The sequence below is a fragment of the Bacillus tequilensis KCTC 13622 genome (assembly GCF_000507145.1).
Classification (GTDB): domain Bacteria; phylum Bacillota; class Bacilli; order Bacillales; family Bacillaceae; genus Bacillus; species Bacillus tequilensis.
This window is the reverse complement of the sequence record NZ_AYTO01000032.1, coordinates 26,584-48,872: the sequence shown is the minus strand read 5'-3', so window position 1 is coordinate 48,872 and position 22,289 is coordinate 26,584. Positions and strand designations below refer to the sequence as shown.

At 44.7% G+C, this 22,289-nt stretch carries 21 protein-coding genes; 16 read left to right on the top strand and 5 right to left on the bottom strand.

Annotated features, from left to right (window positions below):
• Positions 1 to 10 precede the first annotated feature (10 nt).
• The 6 genes from V756_RS0110235 (at position 11) to V756_RS0110210 (ending at position 5,989) form a co-directional block, all read left to right on the top strand.
• A complete protein-coding gene (locus tag V756_RS0110235; RefSeq protein ID WP_024714582.1) occupies positions 11 to 292 on the top strand; it encodes a glutaredoxin family protein in 282 nt (93 codons plus the stop codon).
• The gene (locus tag V756_RS0110230) at positions 289 to 1,614 is read left to right on the top strand and encodes an LLM class flavin-dependent oxidoreductase (protein ID WP_024714581.1); all 1,326 of its coding nucleotides are present in this window, start codon (positions 289 to 291) and stop codon (positions 1,612 to 1,614) included. Before V756_RS0110235 ends, V756_RS0110230 begins: the two co-directional genes overlap by 4 nt.
• A gap of 37 nt (positions 1,615 to 1,651) precedes the next feature.
• The gene (gene ribR / locus V756_RS0110225) at positions 1,652 to 2,344 is read left to right on the top strand and encodes an RNA-binding riboflavin kinase RibR (RefSeq protein WP_024714580.1); all 693 of its coding nucleotides are present in this window, start codon (positions 1,652 to 1,654) and stop codon (positions 2,342 to 2,344) included.
• 17 nt (positions 2,345 to 2,361) lie between these two features.
• On the top strand, positions 2,362 to 3,552 hold the full coding sequence (locus V756_RS01000000122240; RefSeq protein ID WP_032682078.1) for a M20 peptidase aminoacylase family protein: 1,191 nt from the start codon (positions 2,362 to 2,364) through the stop codon (positions 3,550 to 3,552).
• A gap of 46 nt (positions 3,553 to 3,598) precedes the next feature.
• Positions 3,599 to 4,501, top strand: coding sequence for a sulfite exporter TauE/SafE family protein (locus tag V756_RS0110215; protein ID WP_024714579.1), 903 nt, complete (start codon positions 3,599 to 3,601; stop codon positions 4,499 to 4,501).
• A 168-nt stretch (positions 4,502 to 4,669) separates the two neighbouring features.
• Positions 4,670 to 5,989: a CBS domain-containing protein gene (locus V756_RS0110210; protein WP_024714578.1), complete on the top strand. Its 1,320-nt coding sequence runs from the start codon at positions 4,670 to 4,672 to the stop codon at positions 5,987 to 5,989.
• A gap of 18 nt (positions 5,990 to 6,007) precedes the next feature.
• Here V756_RS0110210 and V756_RS0110205 read toward each other — a convergent pair whose 3' ends face one another.
• Positions 6,008 to 6,310, bottom strand: coding sequence for a YtpI family protein (locus V756_RS0110205; protein WP_024714577.1), 303 nt, complete (start codon positions 6,308 to 6,310; stop codon positions 6,008 to 6,010).
• A 130-nt stretch (positions 6,311 to 6,440) separates the two neighbouring features.
• Between V756_RS0110205 and nrnA the strand changes: the two genes are divergently transcribed.
• Positions 6,441 to 7,382 (top strand): bifunctional oligoribonuclease/PAP phosphatase NrnA, encoded by a 942-nt coding sequence (gene nrnA, locus V756_RS0110200; protein WP_024714576.1) that lies wholly within the window; start codon positions 6,441 to 6,443, stop codon positions 7,380 to 7,382.
• A 17-nt stretch (positions 7,383 to 7,399) separates the two neighbouring features.
• Here the strand turns inward: nrnA and V756_RS0110195 are convergent, their stop codons facing one another.
• From V756_RS0110195 to ytrH, 3 genes are all read right to left on the bottom strand, one after another.
• Positions 7,400 to 7,591: a YtzJ family protein gene (locus tag V756_RS0110195; RefSeq protein WP_024714575.1), complete on the bottom strand. Its 192-nt coding sequence runs from the start codon at positions 7,589 to 7,591 to the stop codon at positions 7,400 to 7,402.
• 102 nt (positions 7,592 to 7,693) lie between these two features.
• Positions 7,694 to 8,197: a sporulation membrane protein YtrI gene (gene ytrI, locus V756_RS0110190; RefSeq protein ID WP_024714574.1), complete on the bottom strand. Its 504-nt coding sequence runs from the start codon at positions 8,195 to 8,197 to the stop codon at positions 7,694 to 7,696.
• Entirely contained in the window at positions 8,194 to 8,535 is a 342-nt protein-coding gene (gene ytrH, locus V756_RS0110185) for a sporulation membrane protein YtrH (RefSeq protein WP_003223537.1), read from the bottom strand. Before ytrH ends, ytrI begins: the two co-directional genes overlap by 4 nt.
• Positions 8,536 to 8,673: 138 nt before the next feature.
• Here ytrH and dnaE point away from each other — a divergent pair, with 138 nt between their 5' ends.
• The 7 genes from dnaE (at position 8,674) to V756_RS0110150 (ending at position 18,976) form a co-directional block, all read left to right on the top strand.
• Positions 8,674 to 12,021: a DNA polymerase III subunit alpha gene (dnaE, locus tag V756_RS0110180; RefSeq protein WP_024714573.1), complete on the top strand. Its 3,348-nt coding sequence runs from the start codon at positions 8,674 to 8,676 to the stop codon at positions 12,019 to 12,021.
• Positions 12,022 to 12,157: 136 nt separating this feature from the next.
• A complete protein-coding gene (ystJ, locus tag V756_RS0110175; RefSeq protein ID WP_024714572.1) occupies positions 12,158 to 13,390 on the top strand; it encodes an NADP-dependent malic enzyme in 1,233 nt (410 codons plus the stop codon).
• A gap of 332 nt (positions 13,391 to 13,722) precedes the next feature.
• A complete protein-coding gene (gene accD / locus V756_RS0110170) occupies positions 13,723 to 14,595 on the top strand; it encodes an acetyl-CoA carboxylase, carboxyltransferase subunit beta (RefSeq protein ID WP_024714571.1) in 873 nt (290 codons plus the stop codon).
• Complete coding sequence (gene accA, locus V756_RS0110165) at positions 14,580 to 15,557, top strand: acetyl-CoA carboxylase carboxyl transferase subunit alpha (RefSeq protein WP_024714570.1); 978 nt, start codon at positions 14,580 to 14,582, stop codon at positions 15,555 to 15,557. The genes accD and accA overlap by 16 nt, the downstream gene beginning before the upstream one ends.
• Positions 15,558 to 15,739: 182 nt before the next feature.
• Complete coding sequence (gene pfkA / locus V756_RS0110160) at positions 15,740 to 16,699, top strand: 6-phosphofructokinase (protein ID WP_024714569.1); 960 nt, start codon at positions 15,740 to 15,742, stop codon at positions 16,697 to 16,699.
• Between the two features lie 42 nt (positions 16,700 to 16,741).
• Positions 16,742 to 18,499: a pyruvate kinase gene (pyk, locus tag V756_RS0110155; protein WP_024714568.1), complete on the top strand. Its 1,758-nt coding sequence runs from the start codon at positions 16,742 to 16,744 to the stop codon at positions 18,497 to 18,499.
• Positions 18,500 to 18,592: 93 nt separating this feature from the next.
• On the top strand, positions 18,593 to 18,976 hold the full coding sequence (locus V756_RS0110150; protein WP_024714567.1) for an FxsA family protein: 384 nt from the start codon (positions 18,593 to 18,595) through the stop codon (positions 18,974 to 18,976).
• A 31-nt stretch (positions 18,977 to 19,007) separates the two neighbouring features.
• Here the strand turns inward: V756_RS0110150 and ytvI are convergent, their stop codons facing one another.
• Positions 19,008 to 20,123, bottom strand: a complete 1,116-nt coding sequence (gene ytvI / locus V756_RS0110145) for a sporulation integral membrane protein YtvI (protein WP_024714566.1) — start codon at positions 20,121 to 20,123, stop codon at positions 19,008 to 19,010.
• Between the two features lie 96 nt (positions 20,124 to 20,219).
• Here ytvI and V756_RS0110140 point away from each other — a divergent pair, with 96 nt between their 5' ends.
• Together V756_RS0110140 and citZ are read left to right on the top strand one after the other, a co-directional pair.
• Positions 20,220 to 20,684 carry a DUF441 domain-containing protein gene (locus tag V756_RS0110140; protein WP_024714565.1) on the top strand — a complete coding sequence of 155 codons (465 nt, stop codon included), beginning with the start codon at positions 20,220 to 20,222 and terminating at the stop codon, positions 20,682 to 20,684.
• A gap of 334 nt (positions 20,685 to 21,018) precedes the next feature.
• The gene (gene citZ, locus V756_RS0110135) at positions 21,019 to 22,137 is read left to right on the top strand and encodes a citrate synthase (protein WP_024714564.1); all 1,119 of its coding nucleotides are present in this window, start codon (positions 21,019 to 21,021) and stop codon (positions 22,135 to 22,137) included.
• Positions 22,138 to 22,289: the final 152 nt, after the last annotated feature.

The following is a 22,289-nucleotide window of genomic DNA, read 5'->3' as shown; positions in this document are numbered from 1 at the left end:
GGATGGAAGCATGAGTGACGTGATGAACATTGTGGTTTGGAGTAAAAAAGGCTGTTCATATTGTGAAGAAGTCAAGAACTACTTAAATGAAAAAGGGATAGCGTTCCAAAATATCGATGTGTCGGAGAAAGAAGAGCTGCGTGATATTCTGCAGGCGAAATATGGGATACGCCATGTGCCTGTGGTCGAAATCGGGAGCGGCAATCAGTATCAGGGGATTACTGAAATCGGGATTGAACACCTTGGCCGTGCACTTGCCGAGTATGCACAGATAAAGGAGGCAAAAAGATGACACGTTCTGATTTTATTCAGTTTGGAGCCATAATTCACGGTGTCGGGGGAACGACTGACGGCTGGCGCCATCCCGATGTGGATCCCGGGGCAAGTACGAATATTGAATTCTACAAACAAAAAGCGCAAACAGCGGAAAAGGGGTTGTTCAGTTTTATTTTCATTGCGGACGGTTTATTTATTTCTGAAAAATCAATTCCCCATTTTTTAAACCGGTTTGAGCCTGTGACGATATTATCGGCGCTTGCGTCGGTTACCAAAAATATTGGTTTAGTAGGGACGTTCTCTACATCTTTTACTGAGCCATTCACCATCTCCAGACAATTAATGTCGCTGGACCATATCAGCGGGGGCAGGGCCGGCTGGAATCTGGTTACTTCGCCGCAGGAAGGGGCGGCGCGCAATCATAGTAAGTCCAATCTGCCTGAACACACTGAGCGTTACGAAATCGCGCAGGAGCATTTGGATGTTGTGCGCGGGCTGTGGAATTCCTGGGAGCATGACGCATTTATACACAATAAGAAAACAGGGCAATTTTTTGAACCGGAGAAGCTTCATCGCCTGAATCACAAAGGAAAGTATTTTCAAGTAGAGGGGCCCTTGAATATCGGGCGTTCTAAACAGGGAGAGCCTGTAGTGTTTCAAGCGGGTTCATCAGAAACAGGCCGGCAGTTTGCCGCCAAAAATGCGGATGCGATTTTTACCCATTCCAATTCACTAGAAGAGACAAAAGCGTTTTATGCGGATGTGAAAAGGCGAGCTGCTGCCGAAGGACGCGATCCTTCCAGTGTGCGGATATTTCCGGGAATCAGCCCGATTGTGGCAGATACAGAAGAAGAGGCAGAAGAGAAGTACCGTGAATTTGCAGAATTGATTCCGATTGACAATGCTGTTACCTATTTGGCTCGTTTTTTTGATGATTACGATCTGAGTGTATACCCGCTGGATGAACCGTTTCCCGATATTGGCGATGTCGGAAAGAATGCGTTTCAAAGCACAACGGACCGGATTAAGAGAGAAGCAAAAGCCAGAAATTTGACATTGCGGGAGGTAGCGCAGGAAACGGCTTTTCCGCGGTCTTTATTCATGGGCACACCAGAGCATGTCGCATCTTTAATTGAGACTTGGTTCAAAGCTGAGGCGGCTGATGGGTTTATCATCGGGTCGGATATACCGGGAACACTTGATGCTTTTGTAGAAAAAGTGATTCCGATTCTGCAAGAACGAGAGCTTTATCATCAAGATTATCACGGCGGGACGTTGCGGGAAAACCTCGGTCTTGGCATTCCGCTGCATCAGACCGTGTTACATTCATCAAATTAGGTACCGTTTGATCAAAACGGAAGGGAGGATGACTTTTTTGACGATCATTGCAGGTACGGTTGTGAAAGGCAAACAATTAGGCAGAAAGCTTGGATTCCCCACGGCAAATGTAGCAGCGAAATTGAATGGGCTGCAAGATGGGGTTTATGGCGGTCTGGTGTTAGTCGATCATCAATTTTATTTAGGGGTGATGAATATCGGAGTGAAACCGACCGTCGGCTCTCACCTTAAAAAAACATTGGAGATTTTTTTGTTTGACTTTCATAGAGACATTTATGGAGAAAAGATCGAATGCAGCATTCTCTTTAAAATGAGAGAAGAAAGAAGGTTTGATTCTTTGGAGTCTTTAAAAAAGCAAATTACAAAAGATATTTCATGCGCGGCAAAACGCTTTGAGCTGATTGGAATGACGACAAAAAACAAAAAAGAAAACCTGATTTCCCATCAGGAATTGAATCTTCCGGATCTCTATTTTTACAAGAAATGTAACGATCTGTATGGCATCAACCGAGGTGTATACAATGTCATTGACAATTGGTTTTTCGAGTATGGAATTACGCAAATTGCCTACAGGCGCATTTATATTTTATCTTTTTTAAGCTTTTTAAAAGAAGGCGATCAAAAAACTTCCAGCAAGTATATCAAATTTGGGGCGGGCGGTCTTACTGAAAAGTTGAGCCGGTTTGTTGCTGCTTATATTGAAGAGCCGGGAGAAAATAGATTGGGATAGGGAAAGGAGCGGGAAACATGTCTTTGGATTATTGGAGAAATATAGAAGGCGCATATCCATTTCAGAACGAAAATGAAGAATATTCTACAACGCTGGAAAAACAGCTCATCGGCATTCGCCGCCACCTGCACCAATATCCTGAACTGTCAAAGGAAGAATTTGAAACAACGGATTTTATAAAAAAATGCCTGACAGAAAAGGGGATACAGATTCGCCCTACTTCACTGAAAACGGGAGTATTCGCAGACATAGCAGGAGAGTCAGAGGGTCCGTCGATTGCTTTGAGGGCTGATATCGATGCCTTGCCAATTGAAGAAAAAACAGGCTTGCCTTATGCATCTAAACGTAAAGGAATCATGCATGCGTGCGGGCATGATTTTCATACGACAGCCCTTCTGGGTGCGGCCTTTTTATTAAAGGAAAATCAAGACAGCCTGAAAGGGAAAGTTCGTTTATTATTTCAGCCGGCAGAGGAATCAGGTGCCGGCGCTGCCAAAGTGATTGAGGACGGCCAGTTGGATGGTATTGATGCAGTGATTGGTCTTCACAATAAACCAGATATACCGGTCGGCACGGTAGGGTTAAAAACAGGGTCTCTTATGGCTGCTGTTGACCGATTTAAAGTAGAGATACAAGGGAAAGGTGCTCATGCAGCATTGCCCCATAATGGTTTTGATCCCATTGTAGGCGCCTCTTCGCTTATCGTTGCCCTGCAAACGATTGTAAGCAGAAATGTAAACCCGCTAAAAAGCGCAATTGTCACCGTAGGGAAAATCAATGGCGGAAGCACATGGAATGTCATCCCGGATGCCGTTTCTTTCGAGGGCACTGTCCGTACTTTTGATCAAGAGGTTCGTCATCAAGTACAGCAGCGTTTTTTGGCTGTCGCAGAGCAGATTTCTTCTGCTTTCTCGTTAAAGGCAAATGTGAAGTGGCATTCCGGACCGCCGCCGCTTTGTAATGATGAGGCAATAACTGAGCTGGTGCGAGACGCTGCACATAAAGCAAGGCTTCAAGTCATTGATCCCAATCCGTCAACTGCCGGAGAAGATTTCGCTTACTATCTAGAACATATACCCGGCTCATTTGCATTTTTTGGAACGGGCGGCGATCATGATTGGCATCACCCGGCCTTTACAATTGATGAAACTGCCATTATAAAAGCCTCTTATTTTTTATATGAAGGCGCTAAGAGACTATTACATTGATCTACGCAGGAATGAAGAGCCAAAAATATCTGATTGAGGTGTTTTGATGAAGAAATTAATTGTTTTTGCATTTATAGGCTTGTTATCGCAATTAATAGACGGTTCGTTAGGAATGGCTTATGGGGTGACCTCAACTTCTTTGTTATTGGCTTTCAGCATCACACCTGCTGTGGCTTCGGCTTCTGTCCATTTAGCGGAAGTCGTAACAACTGCCGCATCGGGAGTGTCACATATTAAATTTGGAAATGTTGACAAACAAACCGTTTATCAGCTTGTCATTCCTGGTTCAATAGGCGCTTTTTTAGGTGCGGCATTTCTCAGCCACTTACCGGGAGATGTGGCGAAACCCTTTATTTCTTTGTTTTTGCTCCTGCTGGGCGGATATGTATTGATTAGATTTTTATTTCACTACAAGCCTGCTCTTGAGAAAAAATACGTGCCGTTAAGCCGAAAACAATCCATTCCGTTAGGAGTGATCGCAGGTTTTGCAGATGCCACAGGCGGAGGCGGCTGGGGACCTGTCACAACGCCGATTTTATTATCACGCAAAGGCTTGAGCCCGAGGAAAGTAGTGGGGACAGTAGATACAAGTGAATTTGCCATCGCAGTATCTGCAACTGCCGGTTTTTTTATTTCATTAGGATGGGAGGATGTCAATTGGTTATGGGTATGTTCGTTAATGGCCGGCGGAATCATCGCCGCTCCTATCGCAGCATGGCTGGTTCAGAAATTTCACCCGCAATTGATGGGTGTGCTTGTCGGAGGATTTATCATTCTGGTAAATGCCAGAACATTGATAAATGAATGGATCGAAAACACAGCGGTTTATCCATTGATCTATACGGCGATAGGAGCAATTTGGCTGTTCGCTGTTTTATTCGTTTTATCTAAAATAGGGAATCGAGATATTGCTAAGACAGCGGTTGATGTCTATTTAAAAGAAAAATAAAGACTTTACGAGGTAAAAGGAGTCGCGAGGTCCTTGCTGCTTGATTGGAAAGAAATCAGCGCTGTAAGAAGCCGGGGAGGCTTCTTTTTTTATTTTCCAGCCTCATTGCGTACGAATCCTCCGAGCCCTTATAATGAAAACAGAAGACTGTCCTTAGAGGTGAAAGGCTTGGCAACGAAGCATGAACAAATTTTAACATATATTGATTCACTGCCTGTCGGTGAAAAAATTTCTGTGCGAAGAATTGCAAAGGAAATGAAAGTAAGCGAAGGGACCGCATACAGAGCGATCAAGGAAGCTGAGAATAAAGGATTTGTCAGCACGATTGAACGTGTAGGCACAATCAGGATTGAGCAAAAGAAAAAAGAGAATATTGAAAAGCTTACATACGCAGAAGTCGTAAATGTCATAGACGGACAGGTGCTCGGAGGCCGGGCCGGACTCCATAAGACATTGAATAAATTCGTCATCGGCGCGATGGAGCTGGACGCGATGATGCGTTATACGGCAGCGGGGAATCTTTTGATAGTCGGAAACAGAATTAACGCACACAGACAGGCGCTTGAAGCGGGCGCGGCTGTCTTGGTGACCGGGGGCTTCAACACGGATGACAGCATTGTGCAGCTGGCAGATGAGCTTGAGCTGCCGATTTTATCCACGAGCTATGACACGTTTACAGTCGCCGCAATGATTAACCGGGCGATTTATGACCAGCTGATCAAAAAAGAAATTGTTCTGGTGGAGGACATTCTAACGCCCGCGGATCGTACAGTATGTCTTTCGCCGAAGGATAAACTTGAAAAATGGTATGAGAAAAATTTTGAAACGGGGCACGGCAGGTACCCGGTTGTTGACGAGCAGATGAAAATCCACGGCATCCTGACACCAAAAGATATTGCCGGCCATGATCGAAACGCGCCCATCGAAAAGGTCATGACCAAAAATCCCGTTACGGTTATTGGGAAAACATCTGTCGCCTCAGCGGCGCAAATGATGGTATGGGAAGGGATCGAAGTGCTTCCCGTCACTGATGGACACCAAAAACTGATCGGCATGATCAGCCGCCAAGACGTGTTAAAAGCTCTGCAAATGATTCAAAAACAGCCCCAGATCGGGGAGAAGCTTGATGATATCGTTTCAAGGGGATTTAAAGATGAGGATAATGATAAAGAGGATCAAACGGTTTACGAGTATGAAGTCACGCCGCAAATGACAAATCAGCTCGGAACCATATCTTATGGTGTGTTTACGACCATTTTAACGCAAGCGGCAAACCGATTTTTGCGTTCGAAAAAACGCGGCGAACTCGTAATCGAAAGCATCACCATTTTCTTTCTGAAGCCTGTTCAAATAGAATCGGTCATCGAAGTCAAACCGCGCATTTTGGAGGCCGGCAGAAAGTTCGGAAAAATGGAAGTTGAGGTGCACAGCCAAGGCCATATCGTGTCTAAAGCGATGCTGATGGTTCAGCTGATGGAAAGAAGCTAAGGGACGTTCAGGCGCCCCTTACGCGTGATCTCTTTCAGCTTCTTTGGCGTAAAGGGGATTGTAATGCCTGTAGGCTTTATAACCTGCCCAAGCGCTTCCTGCTCCTATGACGATAAAAATACCGCCGATTACTAACGTTAATACTGAATGGAATAATAGCATTTGGTTGATCCCGTAGAACAGGACGAGAGACCCTAAGGCCATGCTTGATTTTGCTGAACAGATTTCTTTTTTCAACGCTTGTTTTGCCCGTATGTCTTTTACTTTATAGTACACATAAAAGCAGGCTGAAAGCCCAATCAAAAAAACAAGAACCAGCATAAATGAAATCCTCCATCGTAAAAGTTTACAAACCCATTCTATACAAAAACGGGCTTGGTTTTGACGTTATTTTTCTTTTCCGTCGGCAGAGAATGTGATTTAATGAATAAAAACAATAAAGGAGTATCAAATGAAAACAGAATTAATCAGAACCATATCATTATATGACACGATTATCTTACATAGACATGTGCGTCCTGATCCGGATGCCTATGGATCACAGTGCGGACTTACGGAAATCCTGCGTGAAACGTATCCTGAAAAAAATATTTTCGCGGTCGGCACGCCTGAACCGTCCCTCTCATTCTTATATACCCTTGATGAGGTGGACAATGAAACATATGAAGGCGCGCTTGTCATTGTCTGTGATACGGCGAATCAGGAAAGAATCGATGATCAGCGTTATCCTTCAGGCGCCAAACTGATGAAAATCGACCACCATCCGAACGAAGATCCATACGGGGACCTCCTCTGGGTCGATACAAGCGCAAGCTCAGTAAGTGAAATGATTTACGAGCTGTATTTAGAAGGAAAAGAACACGGCTGGAAGCTGAATACGAAAGCGGCAGAGCTGATTTATGCCGGCATTGTCGGAGATACCGGCCGCTTCTTGTTTCCGAATACAACGGAAAAAACATTAAAATATGCAAGCGAGCTCATTGAGTATCCATTCTCTTCCTCAGAGTTGTTTAATCAATTGTATGAAACAAAGCTGAATGTGGTGAAGCTTAACGGCTTTATCTTTCAAAATGTGTCATTGTCCGAAAACGGCGCCGCTTCTGTTTTCATCAAAAAGGATACGCTTGAACAGTTCGGCACAACGGCTTCAGAAGCATCACAGCTTGTCGGGACGCTTGGCAATATCTCGGGTATTCGCGCTTGGGTGTTTTTCGTAGAAGAAGACGATCAAATCAGAGTCAGATTCCGTTCGAAGGGGCCTGTCATTAACGGACTTGCCCGGAAATATAACGGCGGAGGGCATCCGCTTGCTTCAGGCGCCTCTATTTACAGCTGGGATGAAGCTGATCGAATTTTGGCTGATCTGGAAACATTATGTAAAGAACACGAGTAGAGGGGAGACCCTCTCTCTTAGTGTTCATCTGTGACGGGGATGAACCAGCAGCCGAAATCAGTAAGGTCTTCGTAGACTTGGAGATTGTGAGATTGAAGTTCTTTTTTGATGAGGGAAGCGAGTGAGTTTGTTTCGGCATAGGCAGAAAAACCTTGTCTGAGACGGGCTGCATGATCTTTTGCTAACTGACGGTCACTGTAAACCTCCATTTCCCTTCCTCCTTCCTTTCGCCATTAAGCCTCCCATATAGTTTATAAAAAAGAATGGGAAAAAGCGACAGAAGTTTGGAGGATTTAGAAAAAAATCCATAATTACGCGGCGAAAGATATTTCAAGTTCTACTGTCAGTCTTGTATAAATCGTTAATTCCTTGACGGTTGCTTCGTATTTTTTTTCATTGATCACATAGACTTTATTTTCAATTGTCCGTTTTAAAAGATCCTTTGTTTGATAGACGCTCTCTATGTCTTTTGTAATGACCTCTGAAATATCATCCTTTACATGCTCCTCAAATTTCGTTTTATCCGGCTGCGATATTTTATATTTGTCCCCATTCAGCAATTTAACGCTGACGCTTTGAATCAGCAGTTTTCTTTTATTGTCTTCATTCAGTTTATGGAGGTCTTCTTGGTAGATCGAAATTTGATTATTCAAGTCTTTTACGTGCTCTTTTTGTTTTTCGATGAGGCTGACCTGCTCCTCTTGGAATGTTCCGTAAGTAAACAGGAAAAAGAACCAGCTGATTACGGCTCCGCACATCATTCCCGCAAAAAAACGCTGCCATCCCGGTTTTTTGTAATGCTGGGGGACCCTCATGAAGAAAGGTGCTCCTGGGTCAGCCATGAAATAATGAGCCAGCCGCTTTGCGCGCCGCCCATGGCCGAGATAATCAAAAGAAGCTGCTTAAAGATATCTCTCGTATTGCCTTCAAGAATGCCCCGTTCAAAGCTGTATACCGCATCAAATGTGCCTCCGATAGCCGCAACAAGCGCCCATATTTTTAACCGGTTCGCAAGCTTTGTAATTGCAGTAAGCGGGGCTTCGCCTGCCAAATATGCTCCGAGCCCTCCGATGAGCGCCCCTCCGATCAGCACCCCTAATGCAATGAAATAGCTATTGATAAAGTTCACCATAAATCCTGCTTCCTGATCCATCCTTATCACCTCACCTTCTATATCATATTGAGCTTTCAGGACAAGTATGATGACGAGTCAAAAAAGAACATTTGTTTCTTTCGAAAACCCGCCTTATAATGAAGGAAGAAATGGATCGTAAGAGAAAGAGGTGATAGCATGTCTTTTGTTCACCTGCAAGTGCATAGCGGGTACAGCCTGCTAAACAGCGCCGCGGCTGTGGAAGAGCTCGTCAGTGAAGCTGACAGGCTCGGATATGCGTCTTTGGCGCTGACAGATGATCATGTCATGTACGGAGCTATCCAATTTTATAAAGCCTGCAAGGCGAGAGGGATCAATCCGATAATCGGTTTGACGGCCTCTGTTTTCACAGATGATAACGAGCTTGAAGCTTACCCGCTCGTTCTGCTGGCCAAATCAAATACAGGTTATCAAAACCTGCTGAAAATCAGCAGCGTCCTGCAATCGAAATCAAAAGGCGGGCTAAAGCCGAAATGGCTTCACAGTTATCGAGAAGGCATTATCGCATTGACGCCCGGTGAAAAAGGATATATTGAAACGCTTCTTGAAGGAGGGCTGTTTGAACAGGCCGCTCAAACCGCGCGTGACTTTCAGTCTATATTCGGAAAGGGTGCCTTTTATTTTTCCTATCAGCCTTTTAAAGGGAATCAAGCTTTGTCTGAGCAGATTCTGCGGCTTTCTGAAGAAACGGGCATTCGTGTAACGGCGACGGGGGATGTGCATTACATCAGGAAAGAAGATAAGGCTGCTTACCGCTGTCTGAAAGCGATTAAAGCAGGTGAGAAACTGACGGATGCACCCGCCGAAGACCTTCCCGATCTTGATTTGAAACCACTCGAAGAAATGCAAAACATTTATCGGGAGCATCCAGAAGCGCTGCAAGCTTCTGTTGAGATCGCGGAACAGTGCCGGGTTGACGTCAGCCTCGGGCAGACCCGTCTCCCGTCTTTCCCGACTCCAGACGGAACGTCCGCTGATGATTATTTAACGGACATCTGTATGGCAGGACTCCGCAGCCGCTTTGGCACCCCTGATGAACGATACCTTCGCCGTCTTCAATATGAGCTCGATGTCATCAAGCGCATGAAGTTCAGCGATTATTTTCTGATCGTATGGGATTTTATGAAGCACGCCCATGAAAAAGGGATCGTGACAGGACCGGGAAGGGGGTCTGCGGCAGGATCTCTTGTGGCTTATGTGCTGTATATCACAGATGTTGACCCGATCAAACATCACCTGCTGTTTGAACGATTTCTAAACCCCGAACGAATCAGCATGCCTGATATTGATATTGACTTTCCGGATACAAGAAGGGATGAGGTCATTCAGTACGTTCAGCAGAAATACGGTGAGATGCACGTCGCGCAGATTATCACCTTTGGAACACTTGCGGCAAAAGCTGCGCTTCGGGATGTCGGCAGAGTATTCGGCGTCAGTCCGAAGGAAGCAGATCAGCTTGCAAAACTCATTCCTTCGAGGCCGGGCATGACGCTTGATGAAGCGAGACAGCAGTCACCGCAGCTGGATAAGCGGCTTCAGGAGTCAAGCCTGCTACAGCAAGTCTATACAATTGCCCGAAAAATAGAAGGACTGCCAAGGCATGCATCAACCCACGCAGCGGGCGTTGTCCTGAGTGAAGAACCGTTAACGGATGTTGTCCCTCTTCAAGAAGGGCATGAAGGGATCTATTTGACGCAATACGCGATGGACCATCTTGAAGACCTGGGCCTTTTAAAAATGGATTTCTTAGGCTTGCGAAACCTGACACTGATTGAATCCATCACTTCAATGATCGAAAAAGAAGAAAATATTAAAATAGATCTTTCAAACATGTCCTACCATGATGACAAAACGTTTTCCTTGCTGTCAAAAGGGGATACGACAGGGATTTTCCAGCTTGAATCTTCAGGGATGAGAAGCGTTCTGAAGCGGCTAAAACCTTCGGGTCTGGAGGATATTGTGGCGGTCAATGCGCTGTACCGGCCAGGCCCGATGGAACATATTCCGTTATTTATCGACCGTAAACACGGCCGGGCGCCTGTTCACTACCCCCATGAAGATTTAAGGAGCATCTTGGAAGATACATACGGCGTCATTGTGTATCAGGAACAAATTATGATGATTGCTTCCCGCATGGCAGGGTTTTCTTTAGGCGAGGCGGACCTGCTGAGACGGGCGGTCAGCAAAAAGAAAAAAGAAATCCTGGACAAAGAGCGAAGCCATTTTGTTGAAGGGTGCTTAAAAAAGGAGTATTCTGTAGACACTGCAAATGAAGTCTACGATTTAATCGTCAAATTCGCAAACTATGGCTTTAACCGAAGCCATGCAGTGGCATACAGCATGATCGGCTGCCAGCTTGCGTATTTGAAAGCTCATTATCCGTTATATTTTATGTGCGGATTGCTGACAAGCGTCATTGGCAATGAGGATAAAATCGCTCAATATCTTTACGAAGCAAAGGGGAGCGGGATTCGTATCCTTCCTCCGTCAGTGAACAAAAGCAGTTTTCCGTTTACAGTTGAAGACGGATCTGTCAGATACAGCCTCCGCGCGATAAAAAGTGTAGGCGTCTCAGCAGTCAAAGATATATATAAAGCGAGAAAAGAAAAACCATTTGAAGATCTTTTCGATTTCTGCTTTCGCGTGCCGTCAAAAAGCGTAAATCGCAAAACGCTTGAAGCACTTATCTTTTCTGGTGCGATGGACGAATTCGGCCAAAACCGGGCCACGCTGCTCGCATCCATTGATGTTGCTTTAGAACACGCTGAGCTATTCGCCGCGGACGATGACCAAATGGGATTGTTTTTAGATGAATCGTTTTCGATTAAGCCGAAGTATGTCGAGACTGATGAGCTTCCGCTTGTGGATTTACTTGCGTTTGAAAAAGATACGCTAGGCATTTATTTTTCAAATCATCCGCTCTCTGCCTACAGAAAACAGCTGGCAGCACACGGAGCAGTGCCCATACTGCAGGCCGGGCAGGCTGTCAAAAGGCAGCTTTCACTTGGAGTCCTGCTGTCGAAAATCAAAACGATTCGAACAAAAACAGGTCAAAACATGGCGTTTTTAACGCTCAGTGACGAAACCGGCGAAATGGAAGCCGTAGTCTTCCCTGAACAATTCAGACAGCTTTCTCCCGTTTTAAGAGAAGGCGCTCTTTTGTTCACAGCGGGAAAATGTGAAGTTAGACAAGATAAGGTCCAGTTCATCATGTCCCGGGCAGAATTATTAGAAAATATGGATGCAGAGAAAGTGCCGTCGGTTTATATAAAAATAGAAAGCAGTCAGCACAGTCAGGAGATCCTGGCAAAGATTAAGCGCATTTTGCTGGAGCATAAAGGGGAAACCGGCGTTTATCTCTATTATGAAAGACAAAAACAGACGATTAAGCTTCCTGAGTCGTTTCATATCCATGCGGATCATCAGGTGTTATATCGCTTAAAAGAGCTGTTGGGGCAAAAAAACGTCGTTTTAAAACAGTGGTAACGATTGGATTTTTATTATACAATTGGAGCAATTATGCGATCCTGTTTAAATATTCAGATAGAACAACTCCGCAGAATGCAGCAATCACCGCAGCAGTATACGAATCAAAAAATATCCATAAGGAGTGTTTAGGAAAATGTCATTAAGAGAAGAAGCATTACACCTGCATAAAGTCAATCAGGGGAAATTGGAGTCTAAATCGAAAGTAGAAGTCAGAAACGCGAAAGATTTAAGCCTTGCGTATTCTCCTGGTGTTGCAGAACCGTGTAAGGATATTCATGAAGACATTAACAAAGTATATGATTATACAATGAAGGGGAACATGGTAGCAGTTGTGACTGACGGTACAGCTGTGCTTGGCCTTGGAAATATCGGCCCTGAAGCCGCGCTTCCTGTTATGGAAGGGAAAGCAGTTCTTTTCAAAAGCTTTGCGGGCGTAGATGCGTTCCCGATTGCTTTAAACACAAACGATGTTGATAAAATTGTTGAAACGGTTAAATTGCTTGAACCGACATTTGGCGGCGTCAACCTCGAAGATATTGCAGCGCCAAACTGCTTTATCATTGAAGAGCGGCTCAAAAAAGAAACAAACATTCCAGTTTTCCATGATGATCAGCACGGTACTGCCATTGTAACGGTAGCGGGTCTTGTAAATGCGCTGAAACTGTCTGGAAAAACCATGTCATCCATTAAAGTTGTTGCAAATGGCGCCGGTGCGGCTGGTATTGCCATTATCAAGCTTCTTCATCATTACGGCGTACGTGACATCATGATGTGCGATTCAAAAGGAGCGATTTATGAAGGGCGCCCGAACGGCATGAACGATGTCAAAAACGAAGTGGCGAAATTCACGAACCAAGACCGCAAAGACGGTTCTCTGAAAGATGTTATCGTTGACGCTGACGTATTTATCGGTGTGTCCGTAGCGGGAGCGTTAACAAAAGAAATGGTTCAAACCATGGCAAAAGATCCGATTATCTTTGCGATGGCAAATCCAAACCCGGAAATCATGCCGGAAGATGCGCATGAAGCTGGCGCAAGCGTTATTGGAACGGGCCGTTCTGACTTCCCGAACCAAGTAAACAATGTTCTTGCATTCCCGGGCATTTTCCGCGGAGCGCTTGATGTTCGCGCCACTCACATTAACGAAGAAATGAAAATTGCAGCAGTTGAAGCCATTGCTTCATTGGTTTCAGAAGATGAGCTTAGCGCAGACTACGTTATCCCTGCACCGTTTGATAAACGCGTTGCGCCTGCAGTTGCGAAAGCTGTGGCAAAAGCGGCAATGGAAACAGGCGTTGCTCGAATCACTGTTGACCCTGAGGAAGTTGCTGAAAAAACGAGAAACCTTACGATTATTGGTGAATAATTTTAATTCGTTCCAAAAATGGCAGCGCGTTGGCGGAGACCGCGCGCTGTTCTCAAGTTAAACTGGCGGCTGAAATTTTTTTAGGGGGGCAACCTTAAAAAAATTTCAGCCGTGTTTAACATTATTTTTGAATACGCTGTCAACCTTGTTGTTTCAACACCTTATCTGATTTCTTACAAGCCTTTCCGAGCACGTCATCGAATAAAAAGTTGTCGAATTGAGGATGACAGCGTTTGACAAAAAAAGTACAATAGTTTCGGTAAAGTTATTAGCAAGTCTATCTATTTGATGGCATGCGGTGAAGAGGACCCTTCACAAAGGGAGGTAATCATTTGTTAAAGGATATATTCACTAAAAAGAAAAAGTATGCTTCCGTACCGTCTGATCAAGCGAAGCACGATGTTCCGGAAGGCATTATGACAAAATGTCCTAAGTGTAAAAAAATCATGCTCACTAAAGAGTTGGATAAAAATATGCGGGTATGCATGAACTGCGATTATCATTTCCCGATGAACGCAAAACAGCGTCTCGAAAGCTTGATGGATGAACAATCCTTTGAGGAATTCAACCAAGGAATGTTATCGGAAAACCCGCTCGGTTTCCCGGGATATCTGGAAAAGCTTGAAAAAGATCGCGAGAAAACATCCTTAAACGAGGCTGTTGTGACAGGCAAGGGCACCATCGGCGGGCACCCGGCTGTTGTCGCCGTTATGGATTCTTCATTCAGAATGGGCAGCATGGGTTCAGTCGTCGGTGAAAAAATCACGCTTGCGATTGAAAAAGCGAAAGCTGATAAAGTTCCATTTATTATTTTTACGGCTTCAGGCGGCGCGAGAATGCAAGAAGGCATACTAAGCTTGATGCAGATGGCTAAGACAAGCTCTGCCTTAAAACTGTTCAGTGACGAACAGGGCCTCATTATCTCCGTCATGACGCATCCGACTACAGGGGGCGTATCTGCAAGCTTTGCATCTCTTGGCGATTACAATTTCGCTGAACCTGGTGCGCTGATCGGTTTTGCCGGAAGACGGATTATTGAACAGACAATAGGAGAAAAACTGCCTGAGGACTTCCAAACGGCTGAATTTTTATTAAAACATGGACAGCTTGATGCGGTTATTCACCGAGACGACATGAAAAAAACGTTAGGAAATCTGCTGGATATCCATCAAACAGGAGGTGACATTGAGTGGCTGCAAGATTAGAATTTGAAAAACCGGTAATTGAACTGCAAACAAAAATCGCCGAACTAAAAAAATTCACCCAAGATTCCGATATGGACCTAAGCACGGAAATCGAACGGCTCGAAGACCGTCTCGCTAAACTTCAGGATGATATTTACAAAAATCTGAAGCCGTGGGACCGTGTTCAAATTGCCCGTCTGGCGGACCGTCCGACAACGCTTGACTATATCAAACACCTGTTTACCGACTTTTTTGAATGCCACGGAGACAGAGCGTACGGGGACGATGAAGCTATTGTCGGCGGAATAGCGAAGTTCCATGGCCTTCCTGTAACGGTAATCGGTCATCAGCGCGGCAAAGATACGAAGGAAAACCTTGTCCGCAATTTTGGGATGCCGCATCCTGAAGGCTACCGAAAAGCGCTTCGTCTCATGAAACAGGCTGACAAATTCAACAGGCCGATTATCTGTTTTATTGATACGAAGGGAGCATACCCTGGACGAGCAGCGGAGGAGAGAGGACAAAGCGAAGCCATTGCCAAAAACCTGTTTGAGATGGCCGGTCTGCGAGTGCCTGTGATCTGCATCGTCATCGGTGAAGGCGGCAGCGGCGGAGCACTTGGTCTGGGTGTAGGGAACCACTTGCATATGCTGGAAAACTCTACTTATTCTGTTATTTCTCCTGAAGGTGCTGCGGCACTTTTATGGAAGGACTCCAGTCTTGCTAAAAAAGCAGCAGAAACAATGAAAATCACTGCGCCTGATTTAAAAGAATTAGGTATTATAGATCATATGATAAAAGAAGTAAAAGGCGGAGCGCACCACGATGTGAAGCTGCAGGCAAGCTATATGGATGAAACCCTTAAACAATCGTTAAAAACTTTGCTGAAGCTGAGCGAAGAAGAATTAGTTCAGCAGCGCTATGAAAAATATAAAGCAATTGGCAAAGTCTCGGCTGAAGATCAATATATCGGGGCAAACTAAATAAACGTGAAGCCTTTGGCTCACGTTTATTTTTTGTGACATTCTTTAAATTTTATTTAAAAACAATTTATTTAATTGTATAATAGGTAGGGTTTCATAGGGAGGATGGAGATCCCTTTTCATTGTTTTTAGGGCAATGATCATGTTATGTTTAATCATATATGTTGCTGAGGTGAATGAAAATGAAACGTATAGGGGTATTAACGAGCGGCGGGGATTCCCCGGGAATGAATGCTGCAGTTCGCGCAGTAGTCAGAAAAGCGATTTATCATGATGTTGAAGTGTACGGCATTTATAACGGATACACGGGATTGATCAGCGGAAAGATTGAAAAGCTTGAGCTCGGATCTGTAGGCGATATTATACATCGCGGAGGAACAAAGCTTTATACGGCAAGATGTCCTGAATTCAAAACGGTTGAAGGCCGCGAAAAAGGGATAGAAAACCTGAAAAAGCTTGGTATTGAAGGCCTTGTTGTCATCGGCGGAGACGGTTCCTATATGGGTGCGAAAAAATTAACGGAACACGGGTTTCCATGTGTAGGTGTACCGGGTACAATTGATAATGACATTCCGGGCACTGATTTTACAATCGGTTTCGATACAGCTTTAAATACAGTCATTGACGCAATTGATAAGATTCGTGATACAGCGACTTCTCATGAACGTACATATGTGATCGAAGTAATGGGCCGCCATGCCGGCGATATCGCACTGTGGGCCGGTCTTGCGGGGGGCGCTGAATCAATCTTAATCCCTGAGGCAGACTATGACATGCACGAAATCATTGCCCGCTTAAAACGCGGCCACGAACGCGGCAAGAAACACAGTATTATTATTGTCGCCGAAGGTGTAGGCAGCGGTGTTGAGTTCGGGAAACGCATTGAAGAAGAAACAAATCTTGAAACTCGGGTATCTGTATTGGGTCATATCCAGCGCGGAGGTTCTCCGAGCGCTGCTGACCGCGTGCTGGCAAGCCGTCTTGGCGCATATGCAGTGGAACTGCTGCTTGAAGGAAAAGGCGGACGCTGTGTAGGTATACAAAACAATAAGCTTGTAGACCATGATATTATAGAAATACTGGAGACAAAACACACAGTTGAGCAAAACATGTATCAGCTTTCAAAAGAATTGTCTATTTAACGCACAGCTGAAGGCTGAAGATTTCAGAAGGAAGTGAACCAAATGAGAAAAACAAAAATTGTTTGTACTATTGGTCCGGCAAGTGAAAGCATTGAAATGCTTACGAAATTAATGGAGTCAGGAATGAACGTGGCTCGTTTGAACTTTTCTCACGGAGATTTTGAGGAGCATGGTGCAAGAATTAAAAATATTCGCGAAGCAAGCAAAAAGCTTGGCAAAAACGTTGGTATCCTGCTTGATACAAAAGGTCCTGAAATCCGCACACATACAATGGAAAACGGCGGCATTGAGCTTGAAACAGGCAAAGAGCTTATCATTTCAATGGACGAGGTAGTAGGAACAACGGATAAAATTTCAGTGACATATGAAGGCTTAGTTGATGACGTTGAAACAGGTTCAACAATCCTGTTAGATGACGGACTTATCGGTCTTGAGGTGCTTGCTGTTGATGCCGCTAAAGGCGAGATCAAAACAAAAGTATTAAACAACGGAACGCTTAAAAATAAAAAGGGTGTTAACGTACCGGGCGTCAGCGTTAACCTTCCAGGCATCACTGAAAAAGATGCGCGAGACATCGTTTTTGGTATTGAGCAGGGAGTAGACTTTATCGCAGCGTCTTTCGTACGCCGTTCTACGGACGTGCTTGAAATCCGTGAGCTTCTTGAAGAGCACAACGCTCAGGATATTCAAATCATTCCTAAAATCGAAAACCAAGAGGGCGTTGACAACATCGATGCGATTCTTGAAGTGTCTGACGGTTTAATGGTTGCACGCGGAGACTTAGGTGTGGAAATTCCAGCTGAAGAAGTGCCGCTCGTGCAAAAAGAACTGATCAAAAAATGCAATGCGCTTGGCAAACCTGTTATTACAGCGACTCAAATGCTTGACAGCATGCAGCGCAACCCGCGTCCGACTCGTGCGGAAGCAAGTGACGTTGCAAATGCGATCTTTGACGGCACAGATGCAATCATGCTTTCTGGTGAAACAGCTGCCGGAAACTATCCGGTTGAAGCGGTTCAAACAATGCATAACATCGCGTCTCGTTCTGAAGAAGCTTTAAATTATAAAGAAATTCTTTCAAGACGCAGAGATCAAGTAGGCATGACGATTACAGATGCAATTGGACAATCTGTCGCACATACGGCGATTAACTTGAGTGCTGCTGCGATCGTAACACCGACTGAAAGCGGCCATACAGCGCGCATGATCGCGAAATACCGTCCGAAGGCGCCAATTGTTGCGGTTACTGTAAATGAATCTGTTTCCAGAAAACTTGCGCTTGTATCTGGCGTATTCGCTGAAAGCGGCCAAAACGCAAACACAACAGATGAGATGCTTGAGGACGCTGTCCAAAAATCATTGAACAGCGGAATGGTAAAACACGGCGACCTGATCGTCATTACGGCAGGTACTGTCGGTGAGTCCGGCACTACGAACTTAATGAAAGTTCATACTGTCGGCGATATCATCGCTAAAGGTCAAGGCATCGGACGCAAATCAGCTTTCGGTCCGGTTGTGATCGCACAAAATACAAAAGAAGCTGAGCAAAAAATGATTGACGGTGCGGTACTTGTAACAAAGAGCACTGACCGTGATATGATCGCTTCTCTTGAAAAAGCGTCTGCTCTTATTACTGAAGAAGGCGGCTTAACAAGTCATGCTGCGGTCGTCGGATTAAGTCTTGGCATTCCAGTAATCGTTGGTTTGGAAAATGCGACTTCAATTTTGACAGAAGGCCAGGAAATTACAGTTGACGCTGCCAGAGGCGCTGTCTACCAAGGCCGTGCGAGCGTCCTTTAATCACAGATGAAAACGGAAGGGGAATCCCTTCCTTTTCTCTTTATCTTGCCTTATGCTGAACAGAGGCGTGTTACACGGGTAGGGGGCTTGGATATGAGATATTTATTTTTGCTTTTTATTGTGTTTCCGGCAATAGAAATCGGCATATTCCTCTTTTCGGGCAAGCTGATCGGCATTTTGCCGACGGTCCTTCTCATGATTCTGACAGGCATTATCGGCGCGGCAGCTGCAAAAAAACAAGGAACCGAAGTGTATTACAAGGTTCAGCGTGATCTTCAATATGGTAAAATGCCTGGAGAAGCGATTGCTGACGGCCTGTGCATTTTTATTGGCGGTCTATTGCTGATGCTTCCGGGCTTTTTATCAGATTTGGCCGGCGCCTGTCTGCTGATTCCGATTACCCGCAGATGGTGTAAGCCGATTCTGTTCAAATGGCTGAGAGGAATGTCGAAGAACAAGCGGATTATCGTCAAATAATAAACGGCAGCCATGCAATATGGGCTGCTTTTTATTTTTGCTGAACGGTGATATAGGACCATATCTCCTTTAATGTGCCTGTTGTGATAAAGGCTTGGATGATGACGAGAACAGCAGGCCCGGCAATCAGTCCTAAAAACCCGAATGCTTTAAAACCGGCAAACAGGGCAATGAGCGTAGCCAGCGGATCGATCCCAATAGACTTACTGAGTATTTTAGGTTCTGTCAGCTGCCGCTGAATAAGAACGATAAGGTACAGCACGCCGATTCCGATTGCCTGAGGCAGCTGACCCGTAACCGATAGATATAAAATCCACGGCACAAACACAGAGCCCGCACCCAAATAAGGGAGAAGATCAACAACCCCGATTAAAAAAGCAATTGTTGCCGCGTGTTCAACTTTTAAGAGCGAAAGGCCGATAAATACAATCACCATCGTAATGAATACGAGAACGGCCTGCGCTTTGATAAACCCGGTCATTGCTTTTTTTAATTCACCGCTGATCGCACTGCTGTTAGCTATGACCCGATCCGGCAGAACCGAAACGAGCATGGCTTTTAGCTTGTGCCAATCCTTTGTCATAAAAAATGTTGCGAGAAGTGAAAAAATCAGAACCGCCGCCGTGTTTGGAAGAAGCGCGAAAAACCTCGGGATCATTTCTAGAATGTGCGACAGCAGCAGACCGGCATTTTTAGCGGCGGAATCACCGAGTGCCTGAATATGAGTGACAATGGAAGCCTGCTGATTGGTCTCCAATTCTTGAAACAAAAGGGTCAGTTCGTTATAGAGCGGCTCGATATGAGTTGAAAACAGTTTTTCACAATATGAGATAAACGTGCTGATATGCGGAGGCAGTGTTTTTGCAAGATAGGCTGTTCCCGTTACGATTTCAGCTACGAGAATGGTGAGTACGCCGAAGGCTGCGAGAAGAAAAAAAGCAAGCACGCCCAGAACGTTTATCGTTCGCGGAAATCCTGTCACTTTGTCTAAATAGTCGACAACAGGATGAATTGCTGATGAAAGAATAAGGGCGATCAGGAACGGATAAGTTAACGGAAACGAATAATAGGCCGCAGCAATCAATCCTGCGGTAATTGATATGACAAAGAGGGTTCTGAAAAAAATCGTGAGATAAGATTGATTCATGATAACGGTCCTCCTCTCGTCAGCATGTCCTATTTTTTATATGTATTCACGCTCCGTCTGAATATGAATACATTCATTTTAAAGGAGGGATGGCATGTGTTTACACAAGCGAATTTATTTTTAATTTTACTCTTGGCTATCGCACTTATCGCAAAAAACCAATCATTGCTCTTTGCTGTATCCGTCCTTTTGATTATCAAAATCGTTGGACTTGACCAGAAATTATTTCCATCCATTCAGTCAAAGGGCATTAACTGGGGTGTGACTGTGATAACCATCGCCGTTCTAGTTCCGATTGCCACGGGAGAAATCGGATTTAAGCAGCTTGGAGAAGCGATGCGGTCTTCCTACGCATGGATCGCCTTGGGAGCGGGAATCGCAGTGGCGCTGATTGCCAAAAACGGCCTGACTCTGCTGGAAAATGATCCGCATATCACAACTGCTCTTGTGATCGGAACCATTCTCGCAGTGGCGCTTTTTGGCGGAGTAGCGGTGGGTCCGCTGATCGGAGCGGGAATTGCTTATATTGCCATGCAGCTCGTAAAACTGTTCACTTCATAAAAAAGCGGCCTTAAAGCCGCTTTTTTTTTGTATGCAAAAACCCGCAAATAAAGGCGTTTTTTCGGGAAAATCACAGAATGAAAAAAAAAATTATAGGTAAACATTTAACAAATGTCTGATTATTGTTTATAATGAGAATAGGCTTAAACTTAAATAAGCTTATAAGAATTTGTTATGTTCTTTCATAAGCAAAGGGTTTCAGTACCAGCAGGCAGTAAAATGTAAGCATTTTCTTTTTGGGGGAGAGGAGATACTTGCATCATGCTTTTTAAGTAAGCCACATGTTTTTACAACACTCTTAAAGGGGAAATTTATTGAAAAGGAGATGTTATATATGACAGCGACACGCGGTCTTGAAGGGGTTGTAGCAACAACATCATCTGTTAGTTCGATTATTGATGATACCCTTACATATGTGGGGTATGATATCGATGATTTAACAGAGAATGCAAGTTTCGAAGAAATCATCTATTTGCTTTGGCATTTAAGGCTGCCAAATAAAAAAGAGCTTGAAGAGTTAAAGCAGCAGCTTGCAAAGGAAGCTGCCGTTCCGCAAGAAATGATTGAGCACTTCAAATCTTATTCCCTCGAAAATGTTCATCCCATGGCTGCTCTTCGGACAGCAATTTCATTACTAGGCCTGCTTGACAGCGAGGCTGATACCATGAACCCGGAAGCCAACTACAGAAAGGCGATCCGCCTTCAGGCAAAGGTGCCTGGCCTGGTTGCAGCGTTTTCCAGAATTCGCAAAGGTCTTGAGCCTGTTGAACCGAGAGAAGATTACGGTATTGCGGAGAACTTCCTTTACACATTAAACGGTGAAGAGCCTTCGCCAATTGAGGTTGAAGCCTTCAATAAAGCATTGATTTTACATGCCGATCATGAACTGAACGCATCAACGTTCACAGCAAGGGTCTGCGTCGCAACGCTTTCTGATATCTATTCGGGCATTACTGCAGCAATCGGCGCGCTTAAAGGACCTCTTCACGGAGGTGCGAATGAAGGCGTCATGAAGATGCTGACTGAAATAGGTGAAGTGGAAAACGCTGAGCCGTACATCCGCGCGAAGCTGGAAAAGAAAGAAAAAATCATGGGATTCGGCCATCGCGTGTATAAGCATGGCGACCCGCGCGCAAAGCATTTGAAAGAAATGAGCAAGCGCCTGACCAATCTGACAGGCGAAAGCAAATGGTATGAGATGTCGATTCGCATAGAAGACATTGTCACATCAGAGAAAAAGCTTCCGCCTAACGTTGATTTCTATTCGGCTTCTGTTTATCACAGCCTCGGGATTGACCATGATTTGTTTACACCGATTTTCGCTGTAAGCAGGATGTCCGGCTGGCTCGCTCATATCCTTGAGCAGTATGACAACAATCGTCTGATCCGCCCGCGCGCAGATTATACAGGTCCTGATAAACAAGCATTTGTTCCGATTGAAGAAAGAGCCTAAAGAACCATTAGAGGCTGGCTTGCGTCAATGAGGTTAGCCTCTTGTTCAGAACATCAAAAATGGTTTACACTTTAAATTGAATGTTAAGAAAAATCATTTTGTTTTCTATATCAGAAAAATAAAATGTTTTCTAAATATGAATTACATACTGG